Below are 15,529 nucleotides of genomic sequence, written 5' to 3' on the forward strand. Positions count from 1 at the left end.
AACCGGGTGGTCGTTACCAGGCTTCTGGGAATGCCATGTTCGTGTACAGATCCTCAAGGCGTGCCTTGTGGCCTGCTTCCATCTTCGCGAGTTCGAGGAACATCTTCTTCTCCTCGTCGTCGGTGGTCAGGTTTGCGAACTGGGTGTACATCTGCATTGCAGAGAGCTCTTTCTTGATGGCGATCACCAGGCCGTCGACTGGCTTTAAGTCAGCAGTCAGCGGTGGGGTCTCGAGCATCTCTCCGAGCTTGTAGTTCTTCTTTGCATCAAAGTGCAATGCAGTTGGCTCACGGGTGAGGAAGCCCTGGAGCAACTTTCTGTGCCCGGTCTCCTCGTCAGCGAGTTCCTTGAAGAGGCCCTTCAGGTTTGCGTCCTGAACGGTCTCAGAGATCCTCTGGTAGAAACTGTATGCCTCAACTTCATTGGTGATAGCCGATTCGATGATCGATCGATAATCCTGTGCATCCATACTGTATTCCCCACTAGTTTGATGATCCAACATTTGGGGGATCTGAGTATTTATGTTCTTTGGAATTCTATGGTCACTTCTTCCTCAATTCCCGGTCTTCAACGGTGTGGGAGCCCTGTGGGTTCAATTAACTCGTTTTTGCCCTCTCGTGAATTCCTGAAACCGTCGTGGGGAATCCCTCGGTCCGATACATTCCCGGCCCGGGGGGTCTCACGCAAATTTCAATTTTCTGCTTTCCGTTTTTCTATACACGCACATATTTCTGTCATTTATTGAATGCCTCATCATGCCCGGTCTGCAATAAAAAAAAATCATTCCATTTTGAAATGTTGGATACTTGATCGTATGTGCACCTTTTTTTAAAAAACGTTATTTTTGAATTTTTTTGGTCTGCGCGTCCATCGTGAACACAGATTTTCGTCCCCAAATTGAAAACAGAGGATTATTTTTTTGGTCCCTGATCTTTTTTGAACAGAAAGGTCAATCATCTGTTCTCTATATCTGATATGAGTTAAATGGGGTGCCTTCACCACAGACTCCCGGGCGTCTCCATCCCGTTTCCCAGCGTGGTCATCCCTGCGCTGGCTGCAAGAAACCGGTCTCTTCTCTCCCCGGCACCCCCCACCGCCCTGGTCATGGTGGGGTCCAGAGGATCCGGATCCCGGGGATCCCGATACCGATCGCCTCAGAGATCCTCGTCATGTCAGGGCCGGTACCTTGTCGACCCTGGCCCTGATTCCATTATCCTGGTGCGACCCGATCGTTTCGACGTCGCCGCCCGGGTCATCTGGGTGTGCCCTGGGGTCGGCCGCTTCCTCTGCGAACCGGCCCCCAATGGGCAATTTTCTCCCCGGTCCACCTGTGCGGGAACGGTTATATGATGATGAAGGTAATAGTTGCATAAGACCTCGGGTCCGGGCCTCAACGGGTGCAGAATAAGGAAATGGGCGGCCCGTGCCGTTACGGCCATCACCCCGGTATCTGTCGCGGCGAATGTGCGATTCGCGCCATGCGACAGTGGCCCCGAGCAGTGGAAATACGAATATGAGACTGCGCAGCCTGAGCCTGACCACCTGGATACTGCTGGGTTTCGTCCTCGGAGTTCTCACCGGTTTGATCTTCGGCGATCTCTGTTCGGTTCTGAAGCCCTTCAGCGAGGCGTTCATCAAGATATGGCAGATCACCATCCTCCCATCCGTGGTGCTCTCCCTCATCGTGGGAATAGGGAGCCTGGAGAGAGATAGCGCACGAGCGATCGCCGTGAAAGCGGGGCTGGTCCTGCTGCTGTTCTGGACGATCGGTGTCGGGATATTCTTCTCATTTCAGTTGGCGTTCCCTCCCCGGGAGGCCGCCTCGTTCTTCAGCACTCAGGACCTGGCTGGGAATGCCGGTCTCAACATCATCGACCAGTTCATTCCCACCAACCCCTTTCAGACACTATCGGAGGGGATAATTCCTGCCACGGTGCTCTTCTGCCTGTTTCTGGGCTTCGCCCTGATGATGGACGACGGGAGCGGGCCGATTCTGAAATCGCTCAGGACCCTGCTGGGGGCGCTCACGCGTATGACGAGCATCCTGTCCAAAACCTTTCCCATCGGTGTCTTCGTCATCACCGCCAGCACGGCAGGAACCATGACCTTCGAGGGTTTTCTGGATCTCCAGGTCTTCCTCTTCTCCCTCGCGGCTGCCACCACCCTGCTCGGTCTCGTCGTTCTACCCCTGCTGATCACCTGTTTCACCACCTTCCGCTATCGGGAGATCCTCGCCGCCTCGTCCAGGGCGGTGATCCTTGCACTCTCGACCAGCAGCGAGTTCATCACCCTCCCGCTGATCATCGAAGGCGTCAGGAAACTCTTCGAAAGGTCGGCTGGGGGCTCTACTGGCAGCGGTGCGGGTGGCGATACGTACCGGTCCGACGACCATCTGGGGGATCGGACCGGGGAGGAGCAGAGCCCTGAGTGGAAAGACATCCGGTCGTACAGCGAGCTCCTGGTGCCTGTGGCTTACACCTTTCCACTGCTGGGCGCGCTCACTCCCTTTCTCTTCATCCTCTTCGTGGCGTGGCTGTATCAGAGCCCGCCGGACCTGATGCAGCAGGTGCAGCTCGTTGCAGTGGGGATTCCCACCTTCTTCGGTTCGTCCAAGATCTCGGTGGTATCACTCCTGAACTTGATGCATCTCCCTGCAGATGCATACAACCTGTACATCAGCATGGGGATCCTGCGCCAGTGCTGTGTGGCCGCCCTGTCCTGTATGTCGATCTTTTCGTTCACCACCATCAGCATCGCCCTTGTCACGAACCGGGGCCGGCTGCGATGGAGGAGGGCAATCCCGTCCGTCCTGCTCATCCTGCTGCTGACCGTTCTCATGATCGTGGGTCTGAAGGCGGGCTTCGCCCTCCTGCTGGCCAACACCTATCACGGGGATGATCAGATCTCCCGGATGGAACTTCCCCTTGATTCGGATGAGAGGAGGCTGGACGATGTCGTGAACACCACGGTCTATCTGCATTCTGAGGATGTTCCGGTCATCATCCATCGGGACTCCGGCGGAGGGGACGATGTCAAAATGATCAGGGAGCGGGGGGTGCTTCGGGTGGGGTACAACGGCAACAACATCCCCTTCGTCTTCTTCAACGGGAAGGGTGAGCTGGTGGGGTACGATGTGCAGATGGCCTATGATCTCGCCCGGGTCATCAATGTAACCCGGCTCGAGTTCGTGCCCATCACCGGGGCGACCCTTGCCGATTCCCTCGACAGCGGCTACTGCGACATCGTCATGTCTGCGGTCATGGTCAATTCGGCGAGGCTCGATGCGATGAAGTTCACCGATCCCTATGTCACCGTCCACATGTCGTTCGTGGTGCCGGACGAGCAGAAGCAGGAGTTCACGCAGTTGAGTGACGTGAAGAAGATGAATAACCTGCGAGTGGCGGTCTTCAACAACACTGCGCTGGTGGGGGTTGCGACGCGGCTGCTTCCCCAGGCAACGATCGTCCCGATCGATGCAAGGGAGGAGTTCTTCGTGGAGAAGAGGGCGGATGCCCTCTTCATCCCGGCCGAGGAGGGGTATACGATGACCATGCTGTACCCGTTCTACGACGTGGCCATCATCGAGCCCAACAATTCGTATGAGATGATGTATGGGTACGCGGTGGCCATGAACAGCAGCGATACCTACCTGATGGGGCTCAACTACTGGCTCAAGATGGAGGGAGAGTATGGAAAACTGGAGCAGAAGTACGATTACTGGATCCTGGGGAAGAATGCAGTATCGGTCGAGCCGCGCTGGTCTGTGGTGCGAGATGTTCTGCACTGGGTGAACTGAGTTCCCGGACATAATCCACGAACTCGGGAGAGTCCACTCCGACCAGAACGCTTGCCGATGTCATGACTTCCGGGTCGGATCGCTCTGGGCCGATACTTCTGGCGCCGGCCATTTGCGCGGTGATGGAGACGTCGATACTTATATTCTGTGAGATATGGAAATTTTGGAAAATCAAAAACAGCATTCAATAGGATCTTTTTTCATTTGGTTTTGTAAATTGAGGCGATTTTCTATGTCAAATGATTGATCTGATGCCCATTTCAATCGCCTATTAACGACAGGGGCCGTAGGTGCTTTCTCTGTTTTACCGCCCCGAGCCCAGTTTCGCAGAATAAACAGATGATCAAATCGACGAGATAAATATCCAGAAGACAGGGTCACTGATAGGATTCAGGACGGAGCGGGAGTATCATCTAAAAGAAAGACACACCTGACCGTTGAATTTTAGAGATTTTGAAAAAGGGACGTGACAAAACTGGACGACGCCCAGGTCGGAATTCGAATCCGAGTCGATGCCGTGACAGGGCATCATGATAGGCCACTACACTACCTGGGCAATTGTTTTGGGTTTCCTCAGATGTCCCGCCTCCCGGAATCGAACCGGGGACATCGCGGTAGCCGCGCGTTTACCTGATCGGTAAATCATACTACAGCCGCGCACTCTACCAGGCTGAGTTAAGGCGGGTCACTGCCCTAACTAACTTGGAATAGAGAGTAATTAAACGTATCGCTCATTCCGGCAGATCTCAGCGGGGTCTGATGAATATTTATATAAAGAGATCCTATAATCTCGTGTATGCAACGCATAACAACTCCTGTGGGGAATTGTTTTCTTCCCTGCTAAAAACGCCGATCAAACGCTGATCACTGTTTTCGACACCACCCTGCGGGATGGTGAGCAGACCCCCGGGGTCTCATTCAGTACTGAACAGAAGCACAGCATCGCAGCGCAGCTCTCAGCTCTGGGTGTCCATACGATCGAGGCCGGGTTCCCTGCCTCGTCTGCAGGCGAACGCGAATCGGTTCGGGCCATCGCGGCCCTGGACCTGGACGCGGAGATCTGTGGCCTTGCCCGGGCCCTGAAGTCCGATGTGGACGCATGCCTCGACTGTGACGTCGACCTGATCCATGTCTTCATCCCGACCTCTGATATCCAGCGGGTCCATACGATCAAGAAGACCAGGGAGGAGGTGCTGGCCAGCACCTCTGCGATCATCGAGTATGTTCGGGAGCATCACGGCCAGTGCATGTTCTCGCCGATGGACGCGACCAGGACCGAGCCGGCCTACCTGCTGGAGGTCTGCAGAGCCGCAGCCGCCGCAGGGGCGACGATCATCAACCTCCCCGACACTGTCGGGGTCGCCTCCCCGACATCGATGGCCACGATGGTCCGCGGGATCGCACCGGAGGTCGACGCAATAATCGATGTCCATTGCCACAACGACTTCGGGCTTGCGGTGGCTAACACCACCATGGCCGTCGAGGCCGGGGCGCGACAGGTCCAGGTGACGGTGAACGGGATCGGGGAACGGGCCGGCAATGCCGACCTCGCGCAGACGGTGATGGTCCTCGAGTCGATCTATGGGATCAAGACCGGGATCAAGACCGAGAAGATCGTCGAGACCTCAACGCTGGTCTCACGGTACTCGGGGATTCCGCTGCCGCCGATGCAGCCGGTCGTCGGGGAGAATGCATTCTCCCATGAGTCTGGGATCCACTCGCAGGGGGTGCTTGCCAATTCGGCCACGTTCGAACCAGGGATCATGACCCCCGAGATGGTCGGGCATCGGCGCCGGCTGATGCTCGGCAAGCATGTGGGCAGGCACGCCGTCAGGCAGATGCTCCTCGATGCCCATCTGGAGGTGACCGACCAGCAACTGAACCTGGTCGTCGAGAAGGTGAAGGCGATCGCTGACAAGGGGAAGCGGATCACTGACTCCGACCTCTATGCGATCGGCGAGGGAGTCCTCGGGATCGAGGAAGGACCCCGGGCAATGGACCTCGCGGATATCGCAATCATGACCGGGAACCATATGATCCCGACCGCCAGCGTCCGTGCGATCTGGCAGGGGGAGGAACGGGTGGTCAGCAGTGTCGGCAACGGCCCAGTGGATGCCGCTCTGAACGCCATCGGCAAAATCCTCCCTGCCGAGGTTCGGCTGAAGGACTTCCGGATCGAGGCGATCTCTGGAGGGTCTGACGCGATCTGTCATGTCACAATCGCAGTCGAGGACCAGAAGGGGCGGATCGTCGACGCCGGGGCCTCCGGGGACGATGTCGTCATCACCTCGACGGAAGCGATGGTGAACGCGATAAACCTGCTCTACCGGTTCTGAATCAGACCGGTAGCATTCAATTTTAGAAAAAAAGAGATTCAGGCGGCGTTCGGGGGTCTATTTCCCCCTTCCAGCGCCTGCTTGACCTGTGCCTGCAGCTGCTCGAACTTGCTCTGCATCATCTTCTCCTGCTTCTCAAGGGACTTGACCCGAAGTTCCAGGGACTCTGCCTTCTCCTGCAGCGATGCGACCACCTTCTCTTTTGGTTTCTGCATCATCACGGTTCCTACATTCATGAAGATCGCCGCTCCTTCAGGAACGTCGTTCAGCTCCTCCTCTGCCCGTCGAGTCTCTCTGATCTCCATCTCGTACTGGGTCTTCTGTGACATGATCGTCTGCATCTGCTGCTGCACCTGCTGCAGCATTCCAATCTGGTTCTGTATCTTTGGAGAAATCGCACTCATGGATTTACCTCTGGTGATCGATATGGGTATTCCTGCACTACCAGAGCCTGGCAACAGGATATCTGTACTAATACATCTCTCAAAGGACATATAATTGCGTATTCTATTACTGTCCTTTTGGGCCGGAACCGTTCAGCCGGTCCCGGTCTCCGGAAAAAATGGATTCAGAAGTCTTCGAGCCCGATATACCAGGCATCGATCATATGGTGCGGGTGGTACCGTGTCTTGGCCTCGCGAAGACCCGGCAGCCCCATGTCGGATTCGCGGTTGATGTAGGTGCAGGTATCCGGGAGGTGCCGGGCGGTCTCGGTGTTGATCGCCTTGTAGATCCCCTCGCAGTCGGGAAGGCCCTTCTCATAGTGGACCAGGGCGGTGTCGGGCGTCATCTGTTCATAGATGGCCATCGCCCCGATCTCTCCGTCGACCTTGATCACCAGGCCGGAGAGTTCCAACTGCAGGAAATGGGCGATCGCATAGAAGACCGCGTCCCGTTCGCTTGCGAGGATCGCCTCGGCATCGCAGTGCTTCCAGAGGCACCAGCGGTTCAGAAAGGTCCTGACCTCCTCCAGGTTCGCCGCGGTGATCGCCTCGACGGTGGAGGTGCAGTGCTTGTTGAACCGGTTCAACTGCCGGCGGATCGAGAGATAATCCTTCCCTGGCAGATCGGCGAGGTCTGATCGGAGGTAGACATACTCGGCATCGTCCCGGTCCGGGTAGAGGGTCAGGTCCGGACGGTATTCCCCAAACCAGGCGGCGGTCGCCGGGTTCAGGATATAGAACGGCCGCTTCTGCTCCACCTCGCCGGCGAGCTCCAGCACCCGGTCGAAGAGTTCCGGATCTCGGGGTCCGATTGGGTCGCGAAACGCGGTCTTCCCGTCGATGGTGGAGAGGATGACCAGGGATCCCCGCAGGGTGGCATACTGGTAGTGGGCATAATGATTCCAGCAGACGATGTTGGTGAAGGTGTTGTCGCTGTGCACCTGCGGGTACCGCCTGTACTGTTCCCGGAAGATCTCCTGATCCTCCAGAGTGACCGGCTTGAAGTCGTCGAGGTCAAGCATGGGGGTCTCCTCCTGGCTGGTAGAGCATCGGGAGATGCCCGGTGAGGGGTATGAACCCGAGGGCGGTGTAGAGGGTGTCACTCCCTGGTTCGGCGATCACGCCGATCCATGAGATCCCTACCGCCGTGCAGTGCCGAATCAGTTCCCCGACGATCCGGCGGCCGATTCCCTGCTTCCGATACTCCGGAAGGACGACGACGTCCTGCAGGTAGGCGTCCGAGACCCCGTCGGCGATCGCACGTCCCATGCCGACCGCCCGGCCGGTACTGGCCTCCACTGCCACCACAAAGGCGAAACTTCCACTGATCAATGGCTGGATCCCGGCTTCATCCCATTCCTCACGCCACCATCCTCCCGCTCTGTACAGATCGGCAATATTGGCGCAGTCCCATTGACGCACCAGTCTGAGGCTCACATCCCCGGCAGCCATCTTCTCCATCTGGTCCCCTCTCTGATGAAGGTGCACTATTGAATCTCCGACTATAAAACGGGTGCCCTGTCCGATTACGTCTTCCGGAGCGTTCGTAGCTATTGCCATAAGGTTTAACCCGACCAGATGCGATAATCTGATTGATATCGCCGGTGACCGGTCTGCAGCGAAGATAGAGTTCTGGCATCGGAAGAGGAGATTGAACGTGGAGATACGTGGGGCAGAAACAGGTACATCAAGGGTAATGGATGACAGGGATCTTCGGCGGAGGCGGTTGATGCTGGATGCAGCCCCCGATGGAATCCTTCTCTTCGAGGACGGGCACTGTGTCGACCAGAACGCCGGGGCTGTAGCACTGCTCGGATATTCAACGAAAGGTGAACTCGGAGGATGTACCCTCTCCATGCTCTTTTCCGAGCGGCAGGCTGATGGGGGACGGACAGATGCACGTCTTGCAGCGATGGTTGCCGCTGCAGAACAGGGTAGCCCCCAGACATTTGAGTGGGGGATCCGCCGGCAGGATCACAGGACCGTCGATGTCGAGGTGACACTCAGGCGGGTCATGGATGAGGGAACGCCCCTGCTGCATGTGTATCTCCATGATATCACAACGCGGGAACGGCTCGTCGATGAGGCTATGACGGCACGAAAGCGTGCCGATGCGATGATCCAGGAGAACCCTTTTCCGATCATCGTCTGGGATACAGAGATGCGGGTTCGCACGGTGAACAGAGCGTTTCTTGCCCTGTCCGGGTACGATACCGCTGCAGTTGAACAGTTGAAGGCCCATGACCTGAAGATCCTGTCCAGTACCGGCGAGGGGCTCAGGACGCTGGTGAAGGAGAAGAGGAACACCCGTGGGGATATTGTGATTGAGTACCCGAGCGGGACATTCACCCTCGAAGCCTACAATACCCCCCTCTTCGACCTGGACGGGATGGTGACCGATATCTTCAGCGTCTACAACGATGTCACCAGGCAGCGATCTGATGAGGAGCGTCTCCAGGCCAGCGCAGCAGAACTGGCGACCGGGCTGGCTGCACTTGCAGCAGGCGACCTGACCCGCGAGGTGACGGTCAGTTCCAGGGACCCGCTCGCTCAAGTCAAACTTGACCTGAACGCTGCGGTCGCCGCGATCAAGGGGATGATCACCGAGGTCTCTCAGGCCATGGAGGAACTGGCGGCCTCGGCGGAGGAGGCGAATGCCGGGGCTGAACAGGTGGCGGGCGGTTCCCAGCAGGTGGCCCTCTCCGTCTCCCGCGTCAGCGAGAACTCCGAGAAGATCAGTTCCAGCACGACGGTGGTCCTCAAGGGGATGGAGGACATGTCCGCGGCCGTCGAGGAGATCACCTCCAGCATCGAGTCGGTCTCGATCCTTGCCAAGGAGACCAATGATCTCTCCAAGGAGGGGGCACGCCTTGCACTGAGTGCGGAGAAGAGCATGGGCGGGATCAAGACCTCATCGGAGGAGAGCATTCACCTGGTCTCCCTGATCGACGGGCAGATGCACGAGATCGGAAAGATCGTCGGACTGATCCGTGATCTGGCCAACCAGACCAACCTGCTCGCCCTGAACGCGGCCATCGAAGCTGCCCGGGCAGGGGAAGCCGGCCGCGGGTTCGCCGTGGTCGCTGCAGAGGTGAAGTCCCTGGCCCAGGAGTCCAAGCACTCTGCAGAGAGTATCGAGGAGATGATCGACGGGCTTCGGACGCTCTCTGGGCAGGCGACGACCGCGATGGGCCTGGCTGGAAAGACCGTCGCCGACGGAACCACGGTGATCGGGGAGACCCTCGTATCCTTCAACCGGATCGTGCAGGCCATCGAGAAGATTGCATCGAACACCGAGGAGGTGGCCGGGGGCTCAGAGGAGCAGGCGGCTACGGTCGAGGAGATCACGATGCAGGTGCAGGAGATGGTGAACCTGGTGGTGAGCACCGAACAGGAGGCTGCCGACGCCGCCTCGGCGACCGAGGAGTCCACGGCTGCGATCGATGAGATCAGCAGGATGATCGAGAATGTCTCAAGGATTGCGATGGACTCGCTGGCGGTCAACAAAAAGTTCAGGATCGCCTGATCTGGAATTAAAAATTGATGTGCCGGGGATCCCCGGACTTCTCTTCTTCGCGGGTCTACTTCTGTCCGAGAATCTTGATCAGGTGGAACCCGAACTGGGTCTTCACCGGGCCGACGACGTCACCCTCCTTCCCCTCAAAGGCCACCTTCTCAAACTCCGGAACCATCATTCCCTTCCCGAACCAGCCCAATTCGCCGCCTTTCCTTCCGGACGGGCATTCTGAATACTTCTTCGCGAGTTCGCCGAAGTTTTCACCAGCACTGACCTTCTTCTTCAGATCCTCCGCCTGATCTCTGGTCTTCACCAGGATGTGAGCTGCCGAAACCTGTTTCACCATAGGCGGTACTATTCGGGAAAAGGAAATAAATAGGTTCTCCGGTGCTGCAGCATTCCATGTCCTTATATTCCGTCTCTGCGTTCTTTTTTGATACAGATGGAATTCTTTACGGTGCTCGACCAGATCGTGATCCTCTTTCTGCTGCTGGTCGTCGGCTACTGGGCACGGGCATCGGGGGCGCTCGATCAGCAGGGGATCCAGGGGCTCACCTCGTTCCTGGTCAGGTTCGCCCTGCCGGCGATGATCATCGGATCCCTGCAGGTACCATTCAGTGACCAGTTGCTGGCTCAGGGCAAGGAAGTGCTCCTTCTCTCGCTGATCTTCTATCTGATCGCGTTCATCGTGGCTTGGCCCCTGCCGCGCATACTCGGCGTGACCGGGCCGGGGAGCGGCACCTACCAGTTCCTGCTCGCGTTTCCGAACGTCGCGTTCATGGGCTATCCGGTCATCACGGCCATCTTCGGGAAGGGGGCCCTCTTCTACGCGTCGCTGTACATGCTTCCGTTCAACCTGCTCGCGTTCACGGTCGGGATCCTGATGCTGAAACGGACCGGAGGCGGGCTCTCTGACCTGGACCCGAAGATCCTGCTGAACCCCGGTGTCACGGCGGTCGTTGTCGGGCTGATCTTCTTCCTGACCTCGTTCACCCTGCCCGGGCCGATCGGTGGTGCCGTCACCCTCCTCGGCGACCTGACGACCCCCCTTTCGATGGTCGTGATCGGTGGTGTGCTGGCAGAGATGGCTCTGAAATCGGTCTTTTCCAACTGGCGGGTCTACGTGGTCAGCGCCATGCGGTTGCTGCTGGTGCCGCTCCTCACCTGGGCGATCCTCCGGTCCTTCATCACCGACCCGCTGATGCTCGGCGTCCCGGTGATCCTTGCGGCGATGCCGTCTGCGGCCAATGCGGTGCTGCTGGCGGAGGAGTACAAATCGGATGCCGAACTCGCTTCGCAGGGCGTCTTCATCTCAACACTCTTCTGCATTATCACGATCCCGATGATTGCGGAACTTGTCGCCTGAAGACTGGAAAAAAGTGTGACTGGTGGGTGGTGGGCCGGCTCAGATCAGCTTGATGACCCCGTTCTTGGGCTCCATCGCCTCGCCCTGTCTGAGGAAGATGTCGATCTGTTTCTTCACCTCGTCCTTGCCGAACCCCTGCTGAGCCACCAGGTCGATCACCTGCTGGATCTGGGCCCTGCCGCTGACATCTCCGTTCTCCCGGATCACATCCTTGATCATTCTGATCAGATCCCGTTTTCCCTTGGAGATCCCGGTCGCGACCTTATCGATATCAAAGGTGCCGGTCTTGGCGTCGTAGGCCACCTGACGCAGACAGGTGTCGACGATCTTCACGACCCGTTCGGCATCCGAGCTCTCGATCGTCTTGCTCAGCCTGACCCGTGCGCTGGCCTCGGCCAGCCTGACCAGCGCTTCGAGCTGCCGTGCCGTCACAGGGACCGGTTTGTTGGAGTCGGCCAGGTCACGGAGTTTCATGTAGTAAGCGATCAGGGTCTCCTTCGCTTCTGAGCTGAGGATCGGGAAGCAGGTCCGCTTTGCATAGGCGAGGTACTTCCGGAGCATGCTGGCTTCAATATCCGGGGTGACCGGGGCGAGTTGCTGGGTGATGTACTCGTCGGTCACGCCCTCGATCGGGTCCCGGCTGTGCTGGGCGATCAGTTCGCCCACACCGTGCGACCTGATGATGAAGTCTGCGATCGCCTCATCCCGTTTATGATCCGGCTTGTCGGTCAGGATGAAGATCAGATCGAACCGGGAGAGGAGTGATGGTGGCATGTTGATCTGTTCCCCGATATCGGCATACTCATCAAACCTGCCGAGCTTTGGATTGGCTGCACCGAGCAGGGCACACCGGGTCCTCAGGGTCGCGGTGATCCCGGCCTTGGCCACCGATATGGTTTGCTGTTCCATCGCCTCGTGCAGGGCCGACCGATCCTCCTTCTGCATCTTGTCCATCTCATCGACGGCGGCGATCCCCATGTCGGCGAGGACCAGCGCACCGGCTTCGAGGGTCCACCTGCCGTCCCCGAACTCGTCCTTGACTGCGGTGGCCGTCAGACCGGCAGAGGTGGAGGACTGACCGCTGGTGTAGATCCCCCGCGGGGAGAGGTTCACGACGTATCTGAGGATTTGACTCTTTGCTATACCAGGATCCCCGATCAACAGCACATGGATATCTCCACGCAGCCGGCTCCCGTCGGGCATCTCCTTGGTGATCCCGCCGAAGAGCTGCAGCGCGATCGCCTCCTTCACGTCCTCGTTCCCATAGATCGTCGGGGCTATCGAGTGGACGATCTTCCGGTAGATGGTCGGGTCCGCGGAGAGGCGGAGGATCTCCTCCTCGTCCTTCTCGGTGATGTTCACCTCCTCGAACTCCTTCTCGGCCACCTCGATCGAGTTGCACTCCAGGTAGATGTCGAAGGTGGTGCTCTTCGTCCCGTAGGTGACCCGCTGCTGGGAGCGGAGGATCCCGTTGATCACCACCCGGTCGCCGGGGGCGACGGTCCCGGTGATGTCGTCGGTGACGTCGACGTCCAGGGTCTGGGGCTGCTGCCCGCCGCGGAGCCCTTCGGGAGACTCCTGGATCCGGACCTTCTGGGCATCGATGAACCGGGAGCGTTTGGCGATCAGTTGCAGCTTCCGGAAGGTGCATCCCTCGGTTCCGCACTGCTCCGGCTCGATGAACCGCCCGTACTCCTGCATCCGTCGTGTCATATGTCCGGCAGGGCACCGGAAGATCGCCTCCACGATTCGCGGGCGGACCTCGGTGGTCTTTCTGAGGATCCCCTCGACACTGAGCATCTTGTTGATCTGTTCAGACCGGATGTCCCGGGCACAGATCTTTATCGGCAGGTTGATGAATCGGAGGTTGATCTCCTTGGGGATCTGCTCGCCCTTTTTGGTCTTGACCACATGCTGGTTCTTGATCGCTTCACGCAGGTCCTCGATCACCATGCCGGGGTTCTCGAGGATCTCATCGGCCATCTGCGTCCCCGGCTTTCCAAAGCTCTCGACCAGGTGATAATCGATCACCAGGGACCGTTTATGCGGGTACTCCCGCAGCAGTTCGGTCAGTTCCTTCTTGTACCTGGTCTTTAAGAACCGTGACCAGTCGGCGACCCGGTTGGTGATCTCTGCAGTATCCTCATCAGGCCCACTCATCGGTGGCTCTCCTGACGGGCGATGACGCTCTCCACGCACCGGGCGAGCAGCGCCTCCATCTGCAGGTCGGGCGAGGCCCCCTCACTCAACCGGAAGTCGGTCTCTCCGAGATGGCCGATCAGGGCCACCTTCAGCTCACGCTCCATGGTCTTCCCGCTCAGGGCCCGGTAGACCTGGCCCAGAAGTTCGGCCGGCGCGATTCCGCGGGTGTGCATCAGAGCCATCAGGACCGTTTCAGCCCCTTCAAAGTCTCCTTTCAGGACCATGGCGAGGAGTTCCTCGATCTCATCGGGGCGAGCGCTCGAGGTGATCGCATAGACCATCTCCTGGTCGATCGACTTCGAGACGATCGAAGCCCCCTGCAGCGCATTGATCGCCTTCCGCATGTCTCCCTGGGCGATGTACACGATCGCTTCGATCGCTCCGGGGGTGACGGTGATCCCCTCCAGCCCGGCGATCTTTCTGATCTCCTCGCTGATCGCCTCCGGCGTCAGCGGCCGGAACCGGTAGATCGCACACCGGCTCTGTATCGGGTCGATGATCTTGGAGGAATAGTTACAGGAGAGGATGAACCGGCAGCCGCGGGCGTAGGTCTCCATCGTCCGCCGGAGCGCGGCCTGTGCATCGGTGGTCAGCGCGTCGGCCTCGTCCAGGAAGAGGATCTTGAACTCGGCCCCTTCGAGCGGGGAGGTCCTGGCGAACTGTTTGATCTGGTTTCTGACCACATCGATCCCGCGCTCGTCCGAGGCGTTCATCTCCCGGAAGTTCATGTGCCAGGCCTCGCCGAAGAACTCACGGGCGAGGGCCACGGCTGCCGTGGTCTTCCCGATACCTGCAGACCCTGTGAAGAGGAGGTGGGGCAGGGACCGGCTCTTCACATAAGAGATCAGCCGCTCGGTGATCTCATCCTGACCGACGATATCTGCCAGACGGGTGGGTCTGTACCGTTCGATCCATATGGTATGATCATCAGCATCCATGCTACACACCATTTATCGTTCAAGGGTAGAAAAGGATCTGATTGTACGCACCAGACCTCCTCCGGGGGGTCCCTGACAGGAGAACCTATAACCGCAAAAGGTGAACTAGGCTAGTATCAACCAGTATCTGGTAAGCGCGCGGGGACGAGGGTCTGAATGGCGATAGAAGCGGCACAGCGGGTATTTGCGGCAGAGTATCAACGATCATCAGTCCGGTCCGCCTCTGCAGGGGATCGGGATGACGGGGTGTTGGCCCCGACCGGGCTCTGGTGCCGGACACTCTTCGTCGCCGGCGCCCTGACCGAGGTGCAGGATGACGGCAAAGGTCTCTTTGTGGGCCGCCTCTCCGACGGTACCGGGGTCTACGAACTGGCCTATTACGGACCCCATCCTGCGCTCACCGCTGCGGTGGAGCACCTCTCCCTCCCGGCCTTTGTGACGGTGATCGGGCGGGCGATGCTGCCGGCCCAGGAGGGAAGGCTGCCGTTCATCAGACCTGACGAGATCACCCCGGTCACCCGTCCAATCCGCGACCTCTGGGTGATCTGCACAGCCGAGGAGACCACAAAACGGTTGGAGGCGGTGCAGGCGGCGATCGATGCCCGGTCGAAACCCGGCGCTCAGATCCTCCCATCTGGAGCGGCCTCCTCGCTGGACCAGGCCGGGGTCCGGGAACTGGCGGCGACGATCGGGCGGGTCCTCGACCAGGTGCAGCCTCCCGACCCCGCATCCCTGGCAGATGAGGACCCCGCCGTGGTGCTGACCAGGATCCTCGAGGCAGGGGATCGGAAGGGGATGGCCGTTGCGGACCTGACCGCTGCGGCCGAGCAGGCCGGACTTTCTGCTCCGGTGATCGAGCAGGCGATCCTGGCCCTGCTCGCCGGAGGGGACTGCTATACCCCGGTGAAAGGGAAGATCCGGCTGATCTGAG

The 15,529-nt window shown here is 58.8% G+C and carries 13 protein-coding genes and 2 tRNA genes; 5 read left to right on the forward strand and 10 right to left on the reverse strand.

Annotated features, from left to right (window positions below; genetic code table 11):
• Window positions 1-13 precede the first annotated feature (13 nt).
• Window positions 14-469 carry a ferritin-like domain-containing protein gene (locus ACFKSJ_RS12250; protein ID WP_440950082.1) on the reverse strand — a complete coding sequence of 152 codons (456 nt, stop codon included), beginning with the start codon at window positions 467-469 and terminating at the stop codon, window positions 14-16.
• A gap of 698 nt (window positions 470-1,167) precedes the next feature.
• Window positions 1,168-1,311 carry a hypothetical protein gene (locus tag ACFKSJ_RS12255; protein ID WP_440950083.1) on the reverse strand — a complete coding sequence of 48 codons (144 nt, stop codon included), beginning with the start codon at window positions 1,309-1,311 and terminating at the stop codon, window positions 1,168-1,170.
• A 202-nt stretch (window positions 1,312-1,513) separates the two neighbouring features.
• On the opposite strand from ACFKSJ_RS12255, the gene ACFKSJ_RS12260 reads away from it, so the two are divergent.
• On the forward strand, window positions 1,514-3,796 hold the full coding sequence (locus tag ACFKSJ_RS12260) for a cation:dicarboxylate symporter family transporter (RefSeq protein WP_440950084.1): 2,283 nt from the start codon (window positions 1,514-1,516) through the stop codon (window positions 3,794-3,796).
• A gap of 483 nt (window positions 3,797-4,279) precedes the next feature.
• On the opposite strand, the gene ACFKSJ_RS12265 is transcribed toward ACFKSJ_RS12260, so the two are convergent.
• Together ACFKSJ_RS12265 and ACFKSJ_RS12270 are read right to left on the reverse strand one after the other, a co-directional pair.
• Window positions 4,280-4,352, reverse strand: a tRNA-Asp gene (locus ACFKSJ_RS12265).
• A gap of 24 nt (window positions 4,353-4,376) precedes the next feature.
• Window positions 4,377-4,481, reverse strand: a tRNA-Tyr gene (locus ACFKSJ_RS12270).
• Window positions 4,482-4,659: 178 nt separating this feature from the next.
• On the opposite strand from ACFKSJ_RS12270, the gene ACFKSJ_RS12275 reads away from it, so the two are divergent.
• The gene (locus ACFKSJ_RS12275; protein ID WP_440951429.1) at window positions 4,660-6,132 is read left to right on the forward strand and encodes a 2-isopropylmalate synthase; all 1,473 of its coding nucleotides are present in this window, start codon (window positions 4,660-4,662) and stop codon (window positions 6,130-6,132) included.
• Window positions 6,133-6,170: 38 nt separating this feature from the next.
• Here the strand turns inward: ACFKSJ_RS12275 and ACFKSJ_RS12280 are convergent, their stop codons facing one another.
• From ACFKSJ_RS12280 to ACFKSJ_RS12290, 3 genes are all read right to left on the reverse strand, one after another.
• Window positions 6,171-6,536 (reverse strand): prefoldin subunit beta, encoded by a 366-nt coding sequence (locus ACFKSJ_RS12280; protein WP_440950085.1) that lies wholly within the window; start codon window positions 6,534-6,536, stop codon window positions 6,171-6,173.
• 164 nt (window positions 6,537-6,700) lie between these two features.
• Window positions 6,701-7,597 (reverse strand): DUF2156 domain-containing protein, encoded by an 897-nt coding sequence (locus tag ACFKSJ_RS12285; protein ID WP_440950086.1) that lies wholly within the window; start codon window positions 7,595-7,597, stop codon window positions 6,701-6,703.
• Window positions 7,590-8,036: a GNAT family N-acetyltransferase gene (locus ACFKSJ_RS12290; protein WP_440950087.1), complete on the reverse strand. Its 447-nt coding sequence runs from the start codon at window positions 8,034-8,036 to the stop codon at window positions 7,590-7,592. The genes ACFKSJ_RS12285 and ACFKSJ_RS12290 overlap by 8 nt, the downstream gene beginning before the upstream one ends.
• A gap of 235 nt (window positions 8,037-8,271) precedes the next feature.
• On the opposite strand from ACFKSJ_RS12290, the gene ACFKSJ_RS12295 reads away from it, so the two are divergent.
• Window positions 8,272-10,101 (forward strand): methyl-accepting chemotaxis protein, encoded by a 1,830-nt coding sequence (locus tag ACFKSJ_RS12295; RefSeq protein WP_440950088.1) that lies wholly within the window; start codon window positions 8,272-8,274, stop codon window positions 10,099-10,101.
• Between the two features lie 55 nt (window positions 10,102-10,156).
• Here the strand turns inward: ACFKSJ_RS12295 and ACFKSJ_RS12300 are convergent, their stop codons facing one another.
• A complete protein-coding gene (locus tag ACFKSJ_RS12300; protein ID WP_440950089.1) occupies window positions 10,157-10,438 on the reverse strand; it encodes a peptidylprolyl isomerase in 282 nt (93 codons plus the stop codon).
• Window positions 10,439-10,534: 96 nt separating this feature from the next.
• Between ACFKSJ_RS12300 and ACFKSJ_RS12305 the strand changes: the two genes are divergently transcribed.
• The gene (locus ACFKSJ_RS12305) at window positions 10,535-11,458 is read left to right on the forward strand and encodes an AEC family transporter (RefSeq protein WP_440950090.1); all 924 of its coding nucleotides are present in this window, start codon (window positions 10,535-10,537) and stop codon (window positions 11,456-11,458) included.
• A 39-nt stretch (window positions 11,459-11,497) separates the two neighbouring features.
• On the opposite strand, the gene ACFKSJ_RS12310 is transcribed toward ACFKSJ_RS12305, so the two are convergent.
• A complete protein-coding gene (locus ACFKSJ_RS12310; protein ID WP_440950091.1) occupies window positions 11,498-13,618 on the reverse strand; it encodes a minichromosome maintenance protein MCM in 2,121 nt (706 codons plus the stop codon).
• Window positions 13,615-14,598, reverse strand: coding sequence for a replication factor C small subunit (locus ACFKSJ_RS12315; RefSeq protein ID WP_440950092.1), 984 nt, complete (start codon window positions 14,596-14,598; stop codon window positions 13,615-13,617). Before ACFKSJ_RS12315 ends, ACFKSJ_RS12310 begins: the two co-directional genes overlap by 4 nt.
• Window positions 14,599-14,754: 156 nt before the next feature.
• On the opposite strand from ACFKSJ_RS12315, the gene ACFKSJ_RS12320 reads away from it, so the two are divergent.
• Window positions 14,755-15,528 (forward strand): hypothetical protein, encoded by a 774-nt coding sequence (locus ACFKSJ_RS12320; RefSeq protein ID WP_440950093.1) that lies wholly within the window; start codon window positions 14,755-14,757, stop codon window positions 15,526-15,528.
• Window position 15,529: the final 1 nt, after the last annotated feature.

Origin of the sequence: Methanosphaerula subterraneus (assembly GCF_052055875.1) — an archaeon.
Taxonomy (GTDB): Archaea; Halobacteriota; Methanomicrobia; order Methanomicrobiales; family Methanospirillaceae; genus Methanosphaerula; species Methanosphaerula subterraneus.